The sequence below is a fragment of the Dietzia sp. DQ12-76 genome (assembly GCF_014145045.1).
Classification (GTDB): Bacteria; Actinomycetota; Actinomycetes; order Mycobacteriales; family Mycobacteriaceae; genus Dietzia.
Map to the genome: position 1 here is coordinate 1 of NZ_JAALDV010000018.1, position 15,962 is coordinate 15,962.

The following is a 15,962-nucleotide window of genomic DNA, read 5'->3' on the forward strand; positions in this document are numbered from 1 at the left end:
CGCCAACGAGTTAAGATATGCGCATCAATGCATATATAGAGAGGGGCGTTGGAATGGGGATAGGGCACTCACACGGAAGCCACACCCGCGGCTCCGCCCACACCCGCGGCCCCGCCGACGCGCACGGCTCCGCCCACACGCACGGCTCGGTGAGCACGCAACCGTCCGGCCACGCCGGGGCTCGCTACCGGGTGAGGCTGGCGTGCGCCTTTGCTCTGACCTCGGTGTTCTTCGTCGTCGAGCTGATCGCCGGCGTCATCTCCGGCTCCCTGGCGCTACTCTCCGATGCCGGCCACATGGGGGCGGACGTGGTGGCGCTGGGCGCAGTGCTCGCGGCCACGGTGATCGCTTCGCGTCCGGACCGCTCCGGCCGACGGACGTTCGGCCACTATCGGGTGGAGATCTTCGCCTCCGCGCTCGCGGTCCTCATCATGGGCGGAATGGGCGTGTACGTCCTGGTCGAGGCGTTCAGCCGGTTGGGTTCGGACGCGCACGTCGCCACCGGGACCATGCTGATCGTGGGTGCGATGGGACTGGTCGTCAACGTCGTCTCGCTACTCCTGCTGCGCAGCGGTTCATCGGAGAGCCTCGCGGTCCGCGGCGCGTATCTCGAGGTCCTGGCCGACGCGGCCGGATCGGTGGGGGTGATCGCGGCCGCGCTGCTCATCCGGGCCACCGGATCGACCGTGTGGGATCTCGTGGTGGCCGTGGCGATCGCCGCGTTCATCGTCATCCGAGCGGTGATCCTCGGTCGACAGGTCGTCGCGGTGCTGGCCCAGCACGCGCCCGCCGGGGTCGACCCCGCTGCGGTGGAGTCCGAACTCGCGTCGGTGCCCGGCGTGGAGGGGGTGCACGACCTGCATCTGTGGACCCTGACCTCCGGAATGGATGTCGGGACGGTCCACCTGGTGATCGCCCCCGGGGCGCAGCACGCCGGAATCCTTGAGGAGGCGCGGCGCGTCCTGCGGGAAGCCCACGGAATCGAGCACGCGACAGTCCAGATCGAGACCGCCGGCGTCGTGGAGTGCCGCGCTCTGGGATGGTGAACTCGGCGATTCGGAGAGCGGCCAGGGCAGACACAGTGGACAGAGCAGACACAGTGGACAGAGGGGGCGACGGTGCCGGAGGGTGATTCCGTTTACAGGGTGGCCAAGCGGGTCGACCGGGCGTTGGCCGGACGGACCCTCGACAAGTCCGAGCTGCGAGTCCCCCGATTCGCAGCGGTGGACCTGCGGGGCAGGGCCGTGGTCACCGCCCGGTCCCGCGGCAAGCACCTCTTCGTCGTCGTCGGCCCCGACGCGCAGGGTCGGGACCCCGTCACCCTGCACATCCACCTGAAGATGGAGGGCCGCATCCACATCCATCGTGCGGGAGAGCGGTGGCGGTTCCCCGCGCACACCGTCCGGCTGCTTCTGCGTGCGGGTGACGTCGAGGTGGTGGGCACCGAACTCGGAGTGCTGCGCGCACTGGACCCGTCCGAGGCCGATCGGGCGGTCGACCACCTCGGCCCCGATCTCCTGGGGCGGGACTGGGACCCGGACGCCAGCGTCGCGGAGGTGATCAGGCGAATCGGTGAGCGGCCCACCCGGACGATCGGGGAGGCACTGTTGGACCAGAGGAATCTCGCCGGGATCGGCACCGTCTACCGCGCCGAGCTCTGCTTTCTGCGAGGCCTCGACCCGAGGGAGCCCGTCGAGGCGGTGCCGGATCTGCGCGCGGTGGTGGTCCTCGCCCGGCGGATGCTCCTCGCCAATGCCGACCGCTCCGTCCGGGTCACGACCGGCGACACGCGCCGCGGGAGGGAGCTGTGGGTGTACGGGCGGGACGGCAAACCCTGCCGCAGGTGTGGGACCCAGGTGGAGACGTTCCGACTGGGTGGTCTCGCCGACCCCGATGAACCGAGCGATTCGCTCGATCGCATCGCCTACCGCTGCCCGTCGTGCCAACCGGGGCGTGCCACACTGGGGCCATCGCCAACGGAGGAGAACCTGTGACCGACCGCAACACGATTCTGATCACCGGAGCCAGCGCGGGTCTCGGCGAGGGTATGGCCCGTCGCTGGGCCGCGCAGGGCAAGAGCCTGGCGCTGTGCGCCCGCCGCCTCGACCGCCTCGAGGAGCTCCGCGCCGAGCTCGTGGCCGCCAACCCCTCGATCACGGTAGCGGTCCGCGAACTCGACGTGGCTGATGGCGACGCGGTGGAGCGGGTGTTCGGTGAGCTCGACGCGGAGCTCGGAGGCATCGACCGCTTTGTCCTCAACGCCGGACTCGGGAAGGGGGCGTCCATCGGCACCGGCAAGGCGCACGCCAATCGCGAGACCGCGATGGTCAACGTGATCGGCACCCTCAACCAGGCCGAGGCCGCGATGGAGCTCATGAACAAGAGGGGTGAGGGGCACCTGGTGTTCATCTCGTCCGTGAGCTCCCTGCGCGGTATGCCCAAGGCCCAGAACACCTACGGCGCCACCAAGGCGTTCGTGTCCTCGCTGGCGCAGGGCCTGCACGCCGAACTCGACAGCGCGGGCAGCCGCATCAAGGTCACCGACATCCTCCCCGGGTACATCCGCACCGACATCAACCGCTCGGTCAAGACCTCACTGATGACCGAATTCGACGAGGGCGTCGACGCGCTGGTGAGGACGATCGACGCCGAGCCCACTCGGGCACTCGTCCCCGCCAAGCCCTGGAAGGCGATCGGTCCCCTGTTGACACTCCTGCCGGAGAAGATCAGCCGCAGGTTCGTCTGACCTGCTAGAAGGGCGGCGGGCTGAGGAGGTCGTCGAGTAGGGCCCGGACCTCGTCCTCGACCGTGCTGACCACGGGCGCGTTCCGCCGCCACCAGCGACCGTGGTCGACGAAGCGGGTGTCCGCCGATCCATGTGCGCGGGCGCGCTCGGCGTTCAGGCGGAGCGCTCGGCGAGACCAATAAGTGGGCTCCGGCCGTGCTTCACCGCCTGTGGTGGTCGGGTCCGGGTTTCGCTGCTGTTGCCTATTCCAGGCCTGGGACTCCGCGCGGGCCTGCTCGCGGCGGTAGGCCCCGAGCGGCCCGGAGGGTCGGGTCGTCATGGTCGCCCCATCGGGGGTGACGACGGTGAGACCTCCCTCGGGCTCCAGGTTGTAGATCCAGTCGGAAAAGGTCTTGAACCGGTGGTGACGCCGACACAGACACATGAGGTTGTGCTCTTCGGTCGGCCCGCCCCGGGCAGGGTCGGCGTGGTCGAACGGTCGGACATGATCGATGTCACAATCATCGGCTGGAACCGCACACCCGGGGTGGCGGCAGGTTCCGTCGCGCAGCCTGATGCGGCGTGCCAACTCGGCTCCGGGCCGGTACTTGAGGCCGCGGCCGGCGTCGTCGGCGGCACCGATGCGGGGGTCGACCTTCTCGACGCTGGCACCGTCGCTGATGTTCAGCATGTCCAGCAGAGCCTGAAGCGCGGCCTCGCCCGTCCGGGTGAACTCCACCCGCACCCCGTCGCCGTCGGCACCGGGGTTGTCCGCGCCGGTGTTGCCGGGAGCGATCACGGTGACCTTGGGTCGCAGCGGCGACACGGGATGGTCCGAACTGCCGGGCTGCGGGCTGTCGCCACACACGAGTGACAGCAGCGCGTCCGCGCGGCGTTCGGCCTTGGAGTAGTAGTAGTCCGGGTCCGGCTGGCCGGTCCCCTCGGTGGTGGCGGCGGCGGCTTCGGCGGCGGCGTGTTCGGCAGCGCGCTGGTCGATCGCCTCGGCGAGGACCGCCGCCTCTTCGGTGGCAAGGATGGCCGACACGGTGGACATGCCGTCGGCGCCCTTGTTGATGCGCACTCCGCGGGCACGGCTGGCGTCCTCCTTGCGCCTGCGGATGCCGTCGGCGTCGTGTCGGGCGATGACCGCGTCCACCGCATCGCGAATCGCTCGCGCCCCGAGGCGTTCGCCGGCCTCGATCGCGGCCAGGTAGTCGTCGACGACATCCTGTTGAACCTGCGGGAGGACCGAGGGATCGACGGTGGCCATCTGGCGGGCCAGCAGTTCGGCGGCGCGCTGGTCCAGGCGCCCTGAGGCCAGGGCTGCGAGGACGGCGGGGTAGCGCTGGTGCAGGTCCGCGGCGAAGGAGACCATCGATTCGGCCCGCAGGGTGGAGACGGCCATCGCTGCCACCACGTACCCGGTGGCCACATCGAACGGGTCGACCACCGCGTGGCCGGGCGGGGACTCCGGGCCGGCGCCCGAGTGGTCGCGGCGCAGGCACTCCAGCAGCAGGTCGTAGCAGGCCGACAATCGCCGGGCAGCGGCCCGGTTCTCCGCCTCCCAGCCGGCACGAACCGAGGTGGTCAACCTGGTCAGCGGATCGACTCCGGAGGAGCCGAGGGAAGCGCTGCCCGTGAACGGGTTCTCGTCGCCGTCCATACCGCACCCCCCGTCACCATCGAGTGTCCGACGCCTATCGAATGTACGTTCGATACTACGCACACAGGTTCGAATGTTCAAGGGGTGTGGACTGGTCATCGCCGAGACTCGGGCAGGCGAGAACGCAGGCGTGCACGCAGGTCAGCGCTACGGCCCGGTAGGCGGCCCGGTCAGCGGGTGGGGCGCGCCTCGGGGCCCACCACGTCGAACAGCATCGCTGTGAACTGGCCCTGCGCCTCGAGCTGCCGACGGCGAAGACGGAGCCGGCGGGGCAGCAGGGGACGCCCGGAACCGAGGACGACCGGACACTGGTGGATCCAGACCCGGTCGAGCAACCCCCGGTCGGCGAACTGGCCCGCGAGGTCGCCACCACCGACCACCCAGACATCCCCGCCGCCGGCGGCATCGACCAGGAGGGGGTGCAGATCGCCGACGTCACCGGCGACGAACTCGACTCCGTCGACGGGATCGAGATCGCGGTGGGTGACGACCCAGCTCGGCACGGAGTAGGGCCAGACGAACGGTCGGCCGTCCTTCGTGAGGTCGCGGCGCACCCACTCGAACGTGTTGACCCCGCAGACGAGTGAACCGACGCCGGAATAGAAGCGGTCGAAGTGGAGGGCGGGGAGCGCGGGGTCGGGCTCGGTCGGTGTGCCACCTGTGGGATCTGCCCCGCCGGAGGTCGCGAACAGCCAGGAGAGGCTCTCCTCGTCGTCGGCGATGTACCCGTCGAGGCTGGTGGCGGTGCAGTAGACGGTGCTCATGCGGGAATGATCGCACCGGGGTACGACACCCGGTTACGAGCCCTTCGTGGGCGAGGAGGGCCGACTCAGCGGCGACCGCGGGCCTCGCGGTAGATCTCCACGAGAGAATCCGTCGAGGAATCGAAACCGTCTCCCGGGTGCCTCTCGGCGGTCAGAGCCCGCAGGAGCTCGCCGGCCTGCGCCTTACCCAGCTCGACCCCCCACTGGTCGAAGGCGTTGATGCCCAGCACGGCGGCCTGGGTGAACACCACGTGTTCGTACAGCGCGATGAGCTGGCCGAGGACCCCGGGTGAGAGCGACGGGGCGAGGATCGTGGTGGACGGCCGGTTGCCGGGCATGACCTTGTGGGGCGCGAGCTCGGGGTCGACCCCCTCCGCGAGCACCTCCTCCTCGGTCTTGCCGAACGCCAGCACGCGGGACTGGGCGAAGAGGTTGGCAACGAGCATGTCGTGCATCGAGCCGGCGCCGTCCGCGGCGGGCAGGTCCGTCACCGGGCGGGCGATACCGATGAAGTCCACCGGGACGAGCTGGGTGCCCTGATGCAGGAGCTGGAAGAAGGCGTGCTGGCCGTTGGTGCCGGGCTCGCCCCAGTAGACCTCACCGGTGGGGTAGGAGACGTCGGAGCCGTCGAGCCGGACCGACTTGCCGAGGGACTCCATGGTGAGCTGCTGCAGGTAGGCGGGGAAGCGGAGAAGCCCTTGGGCGTAGGGGATCACGGCCTTGGACTGGGCTCCGAGGAAGCAGGTGTACCAGATGCCGAGCAGGGCCATGAGGACCGGCGCGTTGTGCTCGGGTGCCTCGGTCGCGAAGTGCAGGTCCATGGTGTGGAAGCCCTCGAGCAGCTCCACGAATGCCGCCGGTCCCACCGTGATCATCACCGACAGGCCGATCGCCGACGACACCGAGTACCGGCCCCCGACCCAGTCCCAGAACTCGAACATGTTCTCCGCCGCGATCCCGAAGTCGGCCACCTTCTCGGTGGCGGTCGACACCGCCACGAAGTGGGACGCGATCGCGTCCTGTGACCCGAGCGCCTCGACGAAGTGCCGGCGCGCGGCATGGGCGTTGGCCATGGTCTCCTGCGTGGTGAAGGTCTTGGAGGCCACGACCACGAGAGTGGTGGCGGGGTCGACCTCGGAGAGCACGTCCGAGAGGTCCGCAGGGTCCACGTTGGAGACATAGCGTGCGCGGACGCCCGCGGTCTGCAGGTGGCGCAGGGCCCTGTCGACCATCACGGGACCGAGGTCCGAGCCCCCGATGCCGATGTTGACCACGGTGTCGATCCGCGCCCCCGTGTGCCCCGTCCATTCGCCGGAGCGGACCCGCTCGGCGAAATCGGCCATCCGGGTGAGGACCCCGTGGACGTCGGCCACCACGTCCCGTCCGTCGACGACGAGCTCGGCGTCGGCGGGGAGACGGAGCGCGGTGTGGAGGACGGATCGGTCCTCGGTCGTGTTGATCCGGTCACCCCGGAACATCGCGGCCCGCTGCGCCGGCAGACGGGCGGCGTGGGCCAGCTCGGTCAGCGCGCTCATGACCTCGTCGGTGACCAGGTGCTTGGACAGATCGATGTGTAGGTCGCCCGCGGTGACCGTCATGCGGCGACCCCGCTCCGGGTCGGCGGCGAACAACTCGCGGAGGGTCACGCCACCGATCATCGGAACGAGGCCCTCGATGTCCGACCACTGCGGGGTCGTGCTGATGTCCGTCATAACCGCTCCTGCCCAGTCTCGCCGCCCGGGGGTCGCCCGCCGTCCGTATGCGAGGCTAGTCGGGAATACGGGGGCCGCGTTGTCCGTTCCACACACGTGACCCCCATGACTCCTCCGTCCGACTCCTCCGTCTCGCCCCAGGTGGAACGACTGGTCGAGCTGGGCGTGCCCGGGCTCGCCGGGATCACCGCCGGGCGGCTGCGGGAGCACGCCGCGTCACTCCCCGCCGACGTGGCCGTGGGAAGGCCGGTGCTGGCGGTCCACCCCTCGTTAGTTCCCACCGCTCAACTCGTGAGCCTGCTGCGACGTGAGGGTAGGGCCGGTTTCGTCGTGGTCGACATGTCCGACCTGGCCGAGTTCACACCGACCGACGACGTCCGGGTGCCGGACGCCCCGCTCTACCTGGTCGATGACGTGACACGTGACGACGACATGCTGGGCTGGACCCCGACCGACGCGCACGCCGAGTTCGCCCGGCGGGGGCGCACTCCGCTGACCATCTCCGAGGGGGTGAGCTGGCTGCTCCAACAGCCGGAGATGCTCGAACCCGGCAGGTGCTTCATGTGCATCGGGTCGCGGAAGCGCAAGGCCGACGGAGCGCTGGACGCCCGGACCCCGGCACTGTGGATCAGCGGGGGGACGGGCCGCGACGGTCGGGAGAGCAAGGGGGCCCCGAAGGTGGGCTGGTGCTGGGCGAACAACCACCACACGTGGTTGGGGTTCGCCTCCACCGCCGGACGCGTCGGTCCGGGTCTCAGCCCAGTCGCCCGCGACCCAGGCGCAGGAGCATCCCCGCGAGGGTCTGCCCCTCCTGGCCGAGGGAAGAGAAGCGCTCGTAGACCTTGAGTTCGCGGGTGTGGACCAGCTTGGTGCCGCCGGACTTCATCCGCGTGCGGCCGATGCGCTTGGATATCTCGCTGCGGCGGACTATCGCGTCCAGGATCTCTGCGTCCAACCGGTCGATCTCCAGACGGAGCTCCTGGATCTGGGCCTCGGACAACGGATCGTCCGTGCCGGCGGGGTCAGGGTTCATGTCGTAATCATCCCACTCTCTTCCGCTGGACCCTCAGGACAGTCTAATGTTGCCGCCCGTGGACAACTTGAACACGCTTCTCGCGGACATCGGATCCGTGATCTGGGGACCATTCGTCCTCATCCCGCTGCTGCTCGGCACCGGCCTGTTCCTCACGATCAGGCTGCGCGCGATCCAGTTCCGCAAACTGGGCCCCGCGCTCAACCTGGGGCTGCTCCGGCGCCGGGACGACGGCGGCGCGGGTGACATCAGCCAGTACCAGGCGTTGACCACCGCGCTCGCCGCGACGGTCGGCGTGGGCAACATCGTCGGTGTCGCGACGGCGATCTCCCTGGGCGGGCCCGGCGCGCTCTTCTGGATGTGGGTCACCGCCCTCGTGGGAATGGCCTCCAAGTATTCGGAGGCCTTCCTGGGGGTGCGGTACCGCGTGACCGACGCCCGTGGCGAGCAGTCCGGTGGTCCGCAGTACTACCTCCACCGGGGATTCGCCGATCTGTTCGGCCGGACCGGCGCCCGGGTGGGACTCGTCCTGTCTCTCGTCTTCGCGGTGTTCGCGGTCCTGGCGAGCTTCGGCATCGGAAACATGACGCAGGGCAACGCGGTGGCGGCCCAGCTCGACAACTCCTTCGGCATCCCCGTCGTGGCCTCCGGCGTGATCCTGTTCGTCCTCACCGGTGCGGTCCTTCTCGGCGGCATCAAGTCCATCGGCCGGGTCACGGCAGGGTTCGTCCCCCTGATGATCGTGCTGTACCTGCTCGGCGGGATGGTCGTCCTTGTGCTCAACGCCGACGCGATCCCCGGGGCGTTCGGGCAGATCTTCACCGAGGCCTTCACCGGCACGTCCGCGGTGGGTGGCTTCGCCGGTGCCGCGATCATGTACGCCATCCAGATGGGCGTGGCGCGGGGCATCTTCTCCAACGAGTCCGGTATGGGCTCCGCGGCCATCGCGGCCGCCGCGGCCAAGACCACCCACCCGACCCGTCAGGGCCTGGTGTCCATGACCCAGACCTTCATCGACACCATCATCGTCGTCACCTTCACCGGCCTGGTGATCGTCACCTCCGGGGTGTGGGAGCGGGGGAGTGACACGGCCGGCACCATGACCGCCGACGCGTTCGCCGAGGCGATGCCGTACGGCGACAAGCTCGTGGCGGTGGCGATCGCGTTCTTCGCCTTCTCGACGATCCTCGGCTGGTCGTACTACGGCGAGCGGTGTGTCGAGCGACTCGTGGGCGCCGGGGGGGTCATTCCCTACCGGATGGTCTTCACGTGCGTGGTGTTCGTGGGTGCGGTCGTCGAGCTCGAGGTTGTGTGGAACTTCGCCGACGTGATGAACGGCCTGATGGCCATCCCGAACCTCATCGGACTCCTGGTCCTCTCCGGTCTCATCGTCCGCGAGACGAAGCACTACCTGGACAACGATCCGACTCTGACGGCGACGGCAGCGCAGGTCGAGGAGTTCATGGGGGACCGCCCGCGCTGAGATCGGGCTGTCGGAGCGGGTGGGTAGATTGGACACCACGATGACCCACTCCGCCTCCGCTCCAGCCAGCGTTTCAGCTCCAGCCAGCCGCACCTCTGTCGATTCGCCCCTCCTCGACGGGCTCAACCCACAGCAGGTCGCCGCGGTCACGCACCGCGGCGGCCCGTTGTTGATCGTGGCCGGCGCGGGCTCGGGTAAGACCAGCGTGCTGACCAGGCGGATCGCCTACCTGCTGGCCGAGGGGGGCGCGCACCCGGGGCAGATCCTCGCCATCACGTTCACCAACAAGGCCGCCGCGGAGATGCGGGAGCGGGTCTCCGGCCTGGTGGGTTCCCACGCCGAGCGGATGTGGGTGGCCACGTTCCACTCGATCTGCGTGCGGATCCTGCGCGCCCAGTCCGCGCTCCTGGGTACCCGCAATTCCAACTTCACGATCTACGATTCGGACGATTCCCGTCGCCTGCTCGGCATGATCGCCAAGGAGCAGAACCTCGACATCAAGAAGTTCACGCCGCGGATGCTCGCCGCGGCCATCTCGAACCACAAGAACGAACTCCGTGAGCCGTCGGAGGCCATGGATCGTGCGCTGGAGGACTCGGACCGGACCGGGCAGACGGTCGCGGCGGTGTTCACCGAGTACCAGGCGCGGCTACAGGCGGCCAACGCCTTCGACTTCGACGACCTGATCGGGGAGACCGTGGCGCTGCTTCGGTCGCACCCGGAGGTGGCGGCCTACTACCGGCGCCGGTTCCGCCACGTCATGGTGGACGAGTACCAGGACACCAACCACGCCCAGTACATCCTCGTCCGCACTCTGGTCGGCGGGGCGGCGGGGGCCGGTGACGACGCCGCGGCCGGGGTCGCACCGGCCGAACTCTGCGTGGTGGGAGACGCCGACCAGTCCATCTACGCCTTCCGCGGGGCCACCATCCGCAACATCGAGGACTTCGAGCACGACTACCCGGACGCCCGATCAATCCTGCTGGAACAGAACTACCGCTCGACCCAGACGATTCTCTCCGCCGCCAACGCCGTGATCTCCCGCAACCCGGGCCGGAGGGAGAAGAACCTCTGGACCGACGAGGGAACCGGCGAGTTGCTCGTGGGATACGTGGCGGACAATGAACACGACGAGGCGCGGTTCATCGCCGGGGAGATCGACCGGCTCGTGGACTCCGGGGTGGCCGGGTATTCCGACGTGGCGGTGTTCTACCGGACGAACAACTCCTCCCGTGTGATCGAGGACGTGTTCGTCCGCCTGGGACTGCCCTACAAGGTCGTCGGGGGCACCCGGTTCTACGAGCGCAAGGAGGTGCGCGACGTGGTCGCCTACCTCAAGGTGCTCGCCAACCCGGACGACACGGTGGCTCTGCGCCGCATCCTCAACACGCCGCGGCGGGGGATCGGCGACCGCGCGGAGGCCTGTGTGGTGGTCCACGCCGAACAGCGGGCCATCGGCTTCGGAGAAGCCCTGCGGGACGCCGCCGAGGGCAGGGTGGCGCTGCTGCCGACGCGATCGGCCAAGGCGATCGCGGGGTTCGTCTCGCTGCTCGATGAGCTGCGTGGGGGCATGGCCGGCTCAGACCACCCCGGAGGCGAGGATTCGGCCCCCGACGTCGGCGCCCTGGTCGAAGCCGTACTGGAGCGCACCGGGTACCGCGCCGAGTTGGAGGCCTCCAACGACCCGCAGGACGCGGCGCGGTTGGACAACCTCAACGAGCTGGTGGGTGTGGGCCGGGAGTTCTCCTCCGAGGCCGCGCTCCAGCGGTCTGCGCGGGAGCTGGGTTTCGGCGACCGCGAGGCCGATCTGGACGAGGGCCTCGCCGAGCCGGGTTCGCTGGCGGCCTTCCTCGAGCGGGTCTCGCTGGTGGCGGACGCCGACCAGATCCCCGATCAGGACCAGGGGCAGGTCACCCTCATGACCCTCCACACCGCCAAGGGCCTCGAGTTCCCGGTGGTGTTCCTCGTCGGGATGGAGGACGGCCTGTTCCCGCACATGCGTGCCCTCGGGGATCCGGCGGAGCTGTCCGAGGAGCGGCGGTTGGCATACGTGGGCATCACCCGCGCCCGCACGCGTCTCTACCTGACCCGCGCGATGATGCGTTCGTCGTGGGGCCAGCCCATGACCAATCCCGGGTCTCGCTTCCTCGAGGAGATCCCCTCCGAGGCGATCGAGTGGCAACGCGAGGAACCGGTCGGCGGCGGAGGGTTCGGCGATTCCGACTCGTACGCGCCGCGACGCCGATTCGGTGGTGGCGGTGCAGGGGGTGGCTACGGTTCCGGTGGCGGGTTCGGCTCCGGTGGCGGACGCTCGTCCGGGATCCCCAGGGCGAAGTCCTCCGCGCCCACCATGGAATTGGCGCCGGGGGATCGGGTGACGCACGACAAGTACGGGCTCGGCAAGGTGCTCACGTGCGACGGGAGCGGTCCGCGTGCGACGGCGACGATCGACTTCGGCGCGTCGGGGACGGTGCGACTGATGCTGATCGGGGGAGTCCCGATGCAGAAGCTCTAGTGGGGGACCTGCCGGGGGCCGGCTGCCCCGAGGTCAACTGCCCCGGGGGTCTACTGCCGCGGGGTCAGCTGCCGAAGGGGATGGAGCTCGAACCCTCCACGCTTCCTGCGCCCGCGAGGTAGATGCCGTGCTGGGCCAACCAGATGACGGGGTCGACGTGCTGGGACCCGTTGTTGAGCAGCACCTCGAAATGCAGGTGGGAGCCCGTCGAGAAGCCCATGTTGCCCATGCCGGCGATCCGCTGACCGGCGTAGACGCGCTCCCCCTCACGGACGTCGAGTGACTCCATGTGTCCGTAGACGGTCATCGTGCCGTCGTCGGACATGATCCGGATCCAGTTCCCGAACCCTTGAGCGGGGCCGGAATCGATCACCACTCCGTCGGTGGCCGCGAGGATCGGCGTGCCGTTGGAGTTGGCGATGTCGATCCCCGCGTGCATCGCGCCCCACCGCATGCCGAAACCCGAGGTGAAGGTTCCCTCGGCGGGAAGAGCCACCTTCGGACGCCGGGCCTGCTCTTCGGCGATCTCACGCTGGGTGTTGATCTCCGTGCCGGCGTAGAGCATGGCCGACTGCGCGTTCTCGGCTGCCGAGTCGAGGGCCGAGACGACCACGGGCTCGGGGAGGGAGGGTGTCGCGGGAGTGGAGGATGACGGAGCGTCGGGCGCGCCGGTCGCCGGGGCAGCCTCGCCGTTGGCGAGGAGGGCGATGTCGCCCGCCTCGGCGGAGTGGGTGCCCACGACGTCCATGACCGAGCCCGCAGAGGCTGCCGACACGGCGGCACCGGCGGCGACGGCCAGAACGGCGGCGCGACCACGCAGTGCGTGGGGGGGCGAGGGGAGGCGGTGACGTCCTCCCGCGTGTGCACCGGATGCGGGTACGACGACAGGAGTCGCGGGTGGTACGTGCTGCGACTCGTTCTTCACCGGTGGCGTTTCCCCTCTGAGGTCGTGCTGTGATCTTTCCGTGATCAAGACGCCCCCCAAGGTAACGGACCGGCAACGGCGCCGCAAGGTCACACCCGGCTGGCGAGGGAGGGGTGGATCACACCGGTGTGACTCCAGTGGTCAAGGGGTTTGGAGTTAATGCTCGGGTCTCGAGTGGTGGTCACGGTGCCTCCGTGGCCGCGCGCTCGTGTGACCGGGCACACACGGTCACCCCCAGGGTGCGACGGGCGACACACCCCGCGCCTAGGATGAGGAAGGACTCGGCTTTACAACAGGGCCGGGCGAATCTACCCACGTCAAGATGGTGAGCTGATGGATCTCTTTGAATACCAGGCAAAGGCTCTTTTCGCGAAGCATGACGTGCCCACCACCCCGGGGCGCGTTGCGGACACCGCGGAGGAGGCCGAGAAGGTCGCGGCCGAGATCGGCAAGCCTGTCGTCGTCAAGGCACAGGTGAAGGTCGGAGGCCGTGGCAAGGCCGGCGGCGTCAAGCTGGCGGAGGACGCCAAGGAGGCCCGCGCCCGGGCCGAGGACATCCTGGGCCTGGACATCAAGGGCCACATCGTCAAGAAGCTGCTCGTCGCCGAGGCCAGCGACATCGCCGAGGAGTACTACATCTCCTTCCTCCTCGATCGCGCGAACCGCAACTACCTGGCCATGTGTTCGGTCGAGGGTGGCGTCGAGATCGAGCAGGTCGCCGAGGAGTCCCCGGACCGCCTCGCCCGGATCAACATCGATCCCACGGTCGGCGTCGACGAGGCCAAGGCCCGCGAGATCGCGAAGGCCGGCCACCTCCCGGAGGAGGTGCTCGACGCCGCTGCGGTGACGATCGCCAAGCTCTACGAGGTGTTCGTCAAGGAGGACGCCACGCTGGTCGAGGTGAACCCGCTCGTCCGCACCCCGAACGACGAGATCCTGGCGCTCGACGGCAAGGTCACCCTCGACGAGAACGCGGAGTTCCGCCACAAGGAGTCCTTCGAGGACTTCTCCGACGCGGGCACCACGGATCCGCTCGAGCAGAAGGCCGCGGAGAACGACCTCAACTACGTCAAGCTCGACGGGCAGGTCGGCATCATCGGTAACGGTGCCGGTCTGGTCATGTCGACCCTCGACGTCGTCGCGTACGCGGGCGAGAGCCACGGTGGCGTCAAGCCCGCCAACTTCCTCGACATCGGCGGCGGTGCCTCGGCCGAGGTCATGGCCAACGGTCTCGACGTCATCCTCGGCGACGAGCAGGTCAAGAGCGTGTTCGTCAACGTCTTCGGCGGCATCACCGCCTGCGACGCCGTCGCGAACGGCATCGTCAAGGCTCTGGAGATCCTCGGCGACGAGGCCAACAAGCCGCTCGTCGTCCGTCTAGACGGCAACAACGTCGAGGAGGGTCGCAAGATCCTCGCCGACGCGAACCACCCGCTCGTCACCCTGGCCGACAACATGGACTCCGGCGCCGACAAGGCCGCCGAGCTGGCCGCCAAGTAAGAAGCAGAGGACCTCACACACATGTCGATCTTCCTCAACAAGGACAGCAAGGTCATCGTCCAGGGCATCACCGGTGGCGAGGGCAGCAAGCACACCGCCCGCATGCTCGCGGCCGGCACCCAGATCGTCGGCGGCGTCAACGCCCGCAAGGCCGGCACCACCGTGTCCCACAAGGACGCGAAAGGCAACGACGTGGAACTGCCGGTCTTCGGCGGCGTCGCCGAGGCCATGGAGGCCACCGGTGCGGACGTGACGATCCTGTTCGTCCCGCCGCCCTTCACCAAGGACGCCATCATCGAGGCCGTGGACGCGGAGATCCCGCTCGCCGTGGTCATCACCGAGGGCGCCCCCGTGCTGGACACCGCCACCGCGTGGAACTACAACCTCGCCAAGGGTGGCAAGACCCGGATCATCGGACCCAACTGCCCGGGCATCATCACACCGGGCGAGTCGCTGGTCGGCATCACCCCGGCCAACATCGCGGGCAAGGGCCCGGTCGGGCTCGTGTCCAAGTCGGGCACCCTGACCTACCAGATGATGTACGAGCTCGCCGACTACGGCTTCTCGACCGCCATCGGCATCGGTGGCGACCCGATCATCGGCACGACCCACATCGACTGCATCGAGGCCTTCGAGAACGACCCGGAGACCAAGGTCATCGTGATGATCGGCGAGATCGGCGGCGACGCCGAGGAGCGGGCTGCCGACTACATCAAGGCCAACGTCACCAAGCCGGTCGTCGGCTACGTGGCGGGCTTCACCGCCCCCGAGGGCAAGACGATGGGCCACGCCGGCGCCATCGTCTCCGGCTCCGCGGGCACCGCTCAGGCCAAGAAGGAGGCCCTGGAGGCCGCAGGAGTCAAGGTCGGCAAGACGCCGTCCGAGACCGCGCAGCTCGCCAAGGAGCTCCTCGACGCCATGTGATCCGTTCGTGGTGGTCCTGCAGGGACCGCCGCGAGCATGCGCCACCCGACCCCCGCCATCCCCGGATGCCGGGGGTCGCGGCGTGCCGGGGGTACCGCGGGTGGACGGTTCTCTACGGTGGCAGCGTGAGCCCTCCACGTGTCATCCGGCCCGCCGCGAGACGGACCCCGGCGGGTGCCCGATCGTTGTTGTGGACGGCGGCCGCCGCCGCGCTGCCCGTCATCGTCTCCGTGCTGGTGCTGACGGCGCTCACCCTGGCCGTGCTTGTGTTCAGCGCCCGGGGGTTCGACTCACTGTTCGCCGTGGTGGCCGTGGAGTGGTTGGTGGTCAACAGGGTGCCCCTCACCGTGGACGAGGTGTCCCTGGGCTTTCTGCCCCTGTTGCCGCCGTTGATCTACGTGGCGGTGTTGGCCCGGCAGACCCGCGCCGTCCTGGGCGACGTCGAGGAGCCGGGGGCGCGCGAGGCCGGCGCGGCCGTGGCGGGGGTGACACTGGCGGGGTTACTGATGACGGGGTTGGCGACCCTGTTGGTCGGCTCCGCCGGCTCGGACTTCGCCGTGAGGGAGTCCTCCCCGACGGCGGCGCTGCTGTGGACGGCGGCGGTGGCGCTGTTCGGATCGGGGCTGGGCGTCTGGCTCTACTTCCGGCGGGACCTGCGGGAAGTCCTGCCGGTGTGGGTGCGCGGCGGGATCCATCTCGGCGCGGCGTTCGTGGCGGA

The 15,962-nt window shown here is 69.2% G+C and carries 13 protein-coding genes and 1 pseudogene; 9 read left to right on the forward strand and 5 right to left on the reverse strand.

Annotated features, from left to right (window positions below):
* Positions 1–149: 149 nt before the first annotated feature.
* From G6019_RS00785 to G6019_RS00795, 3 genes are all read left to right on the forward strand, one after another.
* Entirely contained in the window at positions 150–1,046 is an 897-nt protein-coding gene (locus G6019_RS00785) for a cation diffusion facilitator family transporter (RefSeq protein ID WP_107758171.1), read from the forward strand.
* A gap of 72 nt (positions 1,047–1,118) precedes the next feature.
* Complete coding sequence (locus G6019_RS00790) at positions 1,119–1,994, forward strand: DNA-formamidopyrimidine glycosylase family protein (protein WP_182613681.1); 876 nt, start codon at positions 1,119–1,121, stop codon at positions 1,992–1,994.
* Complete coding sequence (locus G6019_RS00795; protein ID WP_182613682.1) at positions 1,991–2,746, forward strand: SDR family oxidoreductase; 756 nt, start codon at positions 1,991–1,993, stop codon at positions 2,744–2,746. The genes G6019_RS00790 and G6019_RS00795 overlap by 4 nt, the downstream gene beginning before the upstream one ends.
* A gap of 4 nt (positions 2,747–2,750) precedes the next feature.
* Here G6019_RS00795 and G6019_RS00800 read toward each other — a convergent pair whose 3' ends face one another.
* The 3 genes from G6019_RS00800 to pgi all read right to left on the reverse strand — a co-directional run bounded on the left by G6019_RS00800 (position 2,751) and on the right by pgi (position 6,864).
* Positions 2,751–4,388 carry an HNH endonuclease signature motif containing protein gene (locus G6019_RS00800; protein WP_182613683.1) on the reverse strand — a complete coding sequence of 546 codons (1,638 nt, stop codon included), beginning with the start codon at positions 4,386–4,388 and terminating at the stop codon, positions 2,751–2,753.
* Between the two features lie 170 nt (positions 4,389–4,558).
* On the reverse strand, positions 4,559–5,152 hold the full coding sequence (locus G6019_RS00805) for a dihydrofolate reductase family protein (protein WP_182613684.1): 594 nt from the start codon (positions 5,150–5,152) through the stop codon (positions 4,559–4,561).
* A 65-nt stretch (positions 5,153–5,217) separates the two neighbouring features.
* Positions 5,218–6,864, reverse strand: coding sequence for a glucose-6-phosphate isomerase (gene pgi / locus G6019_RS00810; protein WP_107756999.1), 1,647 nt, complete (start codon positions 6,862–6,864; stop codon positions 5,218–5,220).
* A gap of 105 nt (positions 6,865–6,969) precedes the next feature.
* Here pgi and G6019_RS00815 point away from each other — a divergent pair, with 105 nt between their 5' ends.
* Positions 6,970–7,710: a DUF5701 family protein gene (locus G6019_RS00815; RefSeq protein WP_228548998.1), complete on the forward strand. Its 741-nt coding sequence runs from the start codon at positions 6,970–6,972 to the stop codon at positions 7,708–7,710.
* Here the strand turns inward: G6019_RS00815 and G6019_RS00820 are convergent.
* Complete coding sequence (locus G6019_RS00820) at positions 7,619–7,897, reverse strand: chorismate mutase (RefSeq protein ID WP_107756998.1); 279 nt, start codon at positions 7,895–7,897, stop codon at positions 7,619–7,621. The two genes, G6019_RS00815 and G6019_RS00820, sit on opposite strands and share 92 nt — an antisense overlap.
* A 58-nt stretch (positions 7,898–7,955) precedes the next feature.
* Between G6019_RS00820 and G6019_RS00825 the strand changes: the two genes are divergently transcribed.
* Together G6019_RS00825 and G6019_RS00830 are read left to right on the forward strand one after the other, a co-directional pair.
* A complete protein-coding gene (locus G6019_RS00825) occupies positions 7,956–9,380 on the forward strand; it encodes an alanine/glycine:cation symporter family protein (protein ID WP_439822623.1) in 1,425 nt (474 codons plus the stop codon).
* 40 nt (positions 9,381–9,420) lie between these two features.
* Positions 9,421–11,895: a UvrD-helicase domain-containing protein gene (locus tag G6019_RS00830; RefSeq protein ID WP_182613685.1), complete on the forward strand. Its 2,475-nt coding sequence runs from the start codon at positions 9,421–9,423 to the stop codon at positions 11,893–11,895.
* Positions 11,896–11,959: 64 nt separating this feature from the next.
* On the opposite strand, the gene G6019_RS00835 is transcribed toward G6019_RS00830, so the two are convergent.
* Positions 11,960–12,670, reverse strand: a complete 711-nt coding sequence (locus tag G6019_RS00835; protein WP_231750312.1) for a M23 family metallopeptidase — start codon at positions 12,668–12,670, stop codon at positions 11,960–11,962.
* 483 nt (positions 12,671–13,153) lie between these two features.
* Here G6019_RS00835 and sucC point away from each other — a divergent pair, with 483 nt between their 5' ends.
* The 3 genes and pseudogenes from sucC to G6019_RS00850 form a co-directional block, all read left to right on the forward strand.
* Positions 13,154–14,320: an ADP-forming succinate--CoA ligase subunit beta gene (sucC, locus tag G6019_RS00840; protein ID WP_107756994.1), complete on the forward strand. Its 1,167-nt coding sequence runs from the start codon at positions 13,154–13,156 to the stop codon at positions 14,318–14,320.
* Between the two features lie 21 nt (positions 14,321–14,341).
* A complete protein-coding gene (gene sucD / locus G6019_RS00845; protein WP_182613686.1) occupies positions 14,342–15,244 on the forward strand; it encodes a succinate--CoA ligase subunit alpha in 903 nt (300 codons plus the stop codon).
* A gap of 125 nt (positions 15,245–15,369) precedes the next feature.
* Positions 15,370–15,962, forward strand: a pseudogene (locus G6019_RS00850) (DUF6350 family protein); the annotation flags it as partial.

Bases quoted from the DNA above. Each gene is read 5' to 3' on its own strand.
- G6019_RS00820 (WP_107756998.1), bottom strand. From the start codon at position 7,897: ATGAACCCTGACCCCGCCGGCACGGACGATCCGTTGTCCGAGGCCCAG.
- G6019_RS00815 (WP_228548998.1), top strand. From the start codon at position 6,970: ATGACTCCTCCGTCCGACTCCTCCGTCTCGCCCCAGGTGGAACGACTG.
- sucC (WP_107756994.1), top strand. From the start codon at position 13,154: ATGGATCTCTTTGAATACCAGGCAAAGGCTCTTTTCGCGAAGCATGAC.
- sucD (WP_182613686.1), top strand. From the start codon at position 14,342: ATGTCGATCTTCCTCAACAAGGACAGCAAGGTCATCGTCCAGGGCATC.
- pgi (WP_107756999.1), bottom strand. From the start codon at position 6,864: ATGACGGACATCAGCACGACCCCGCAGTGGTCGGACATCGAGGGCCTC.
- G6019_RS00830 (WP_182613685.1), top strand. From the start codon at position 9,421: ATGACCCACTCCGCCTCCGCTCCAGCCAGCGTTTCAGCTCCAGCCAGC.
- G6019_RS00805 (WP_182613684.1), bottom strand. From the start codon at position 5,152: ATGAGCACCGTCTACTGCACCGCCACCAGCCTCGACGGGTACATCGCC.
- G6019_RS00800 (WP_182613683.1), bottom strand. From the start codon at position 4,388: ATGGACGGCGACGAGAACCCGTTCACGGGCAGCGCTTCCCTCGGCTCC.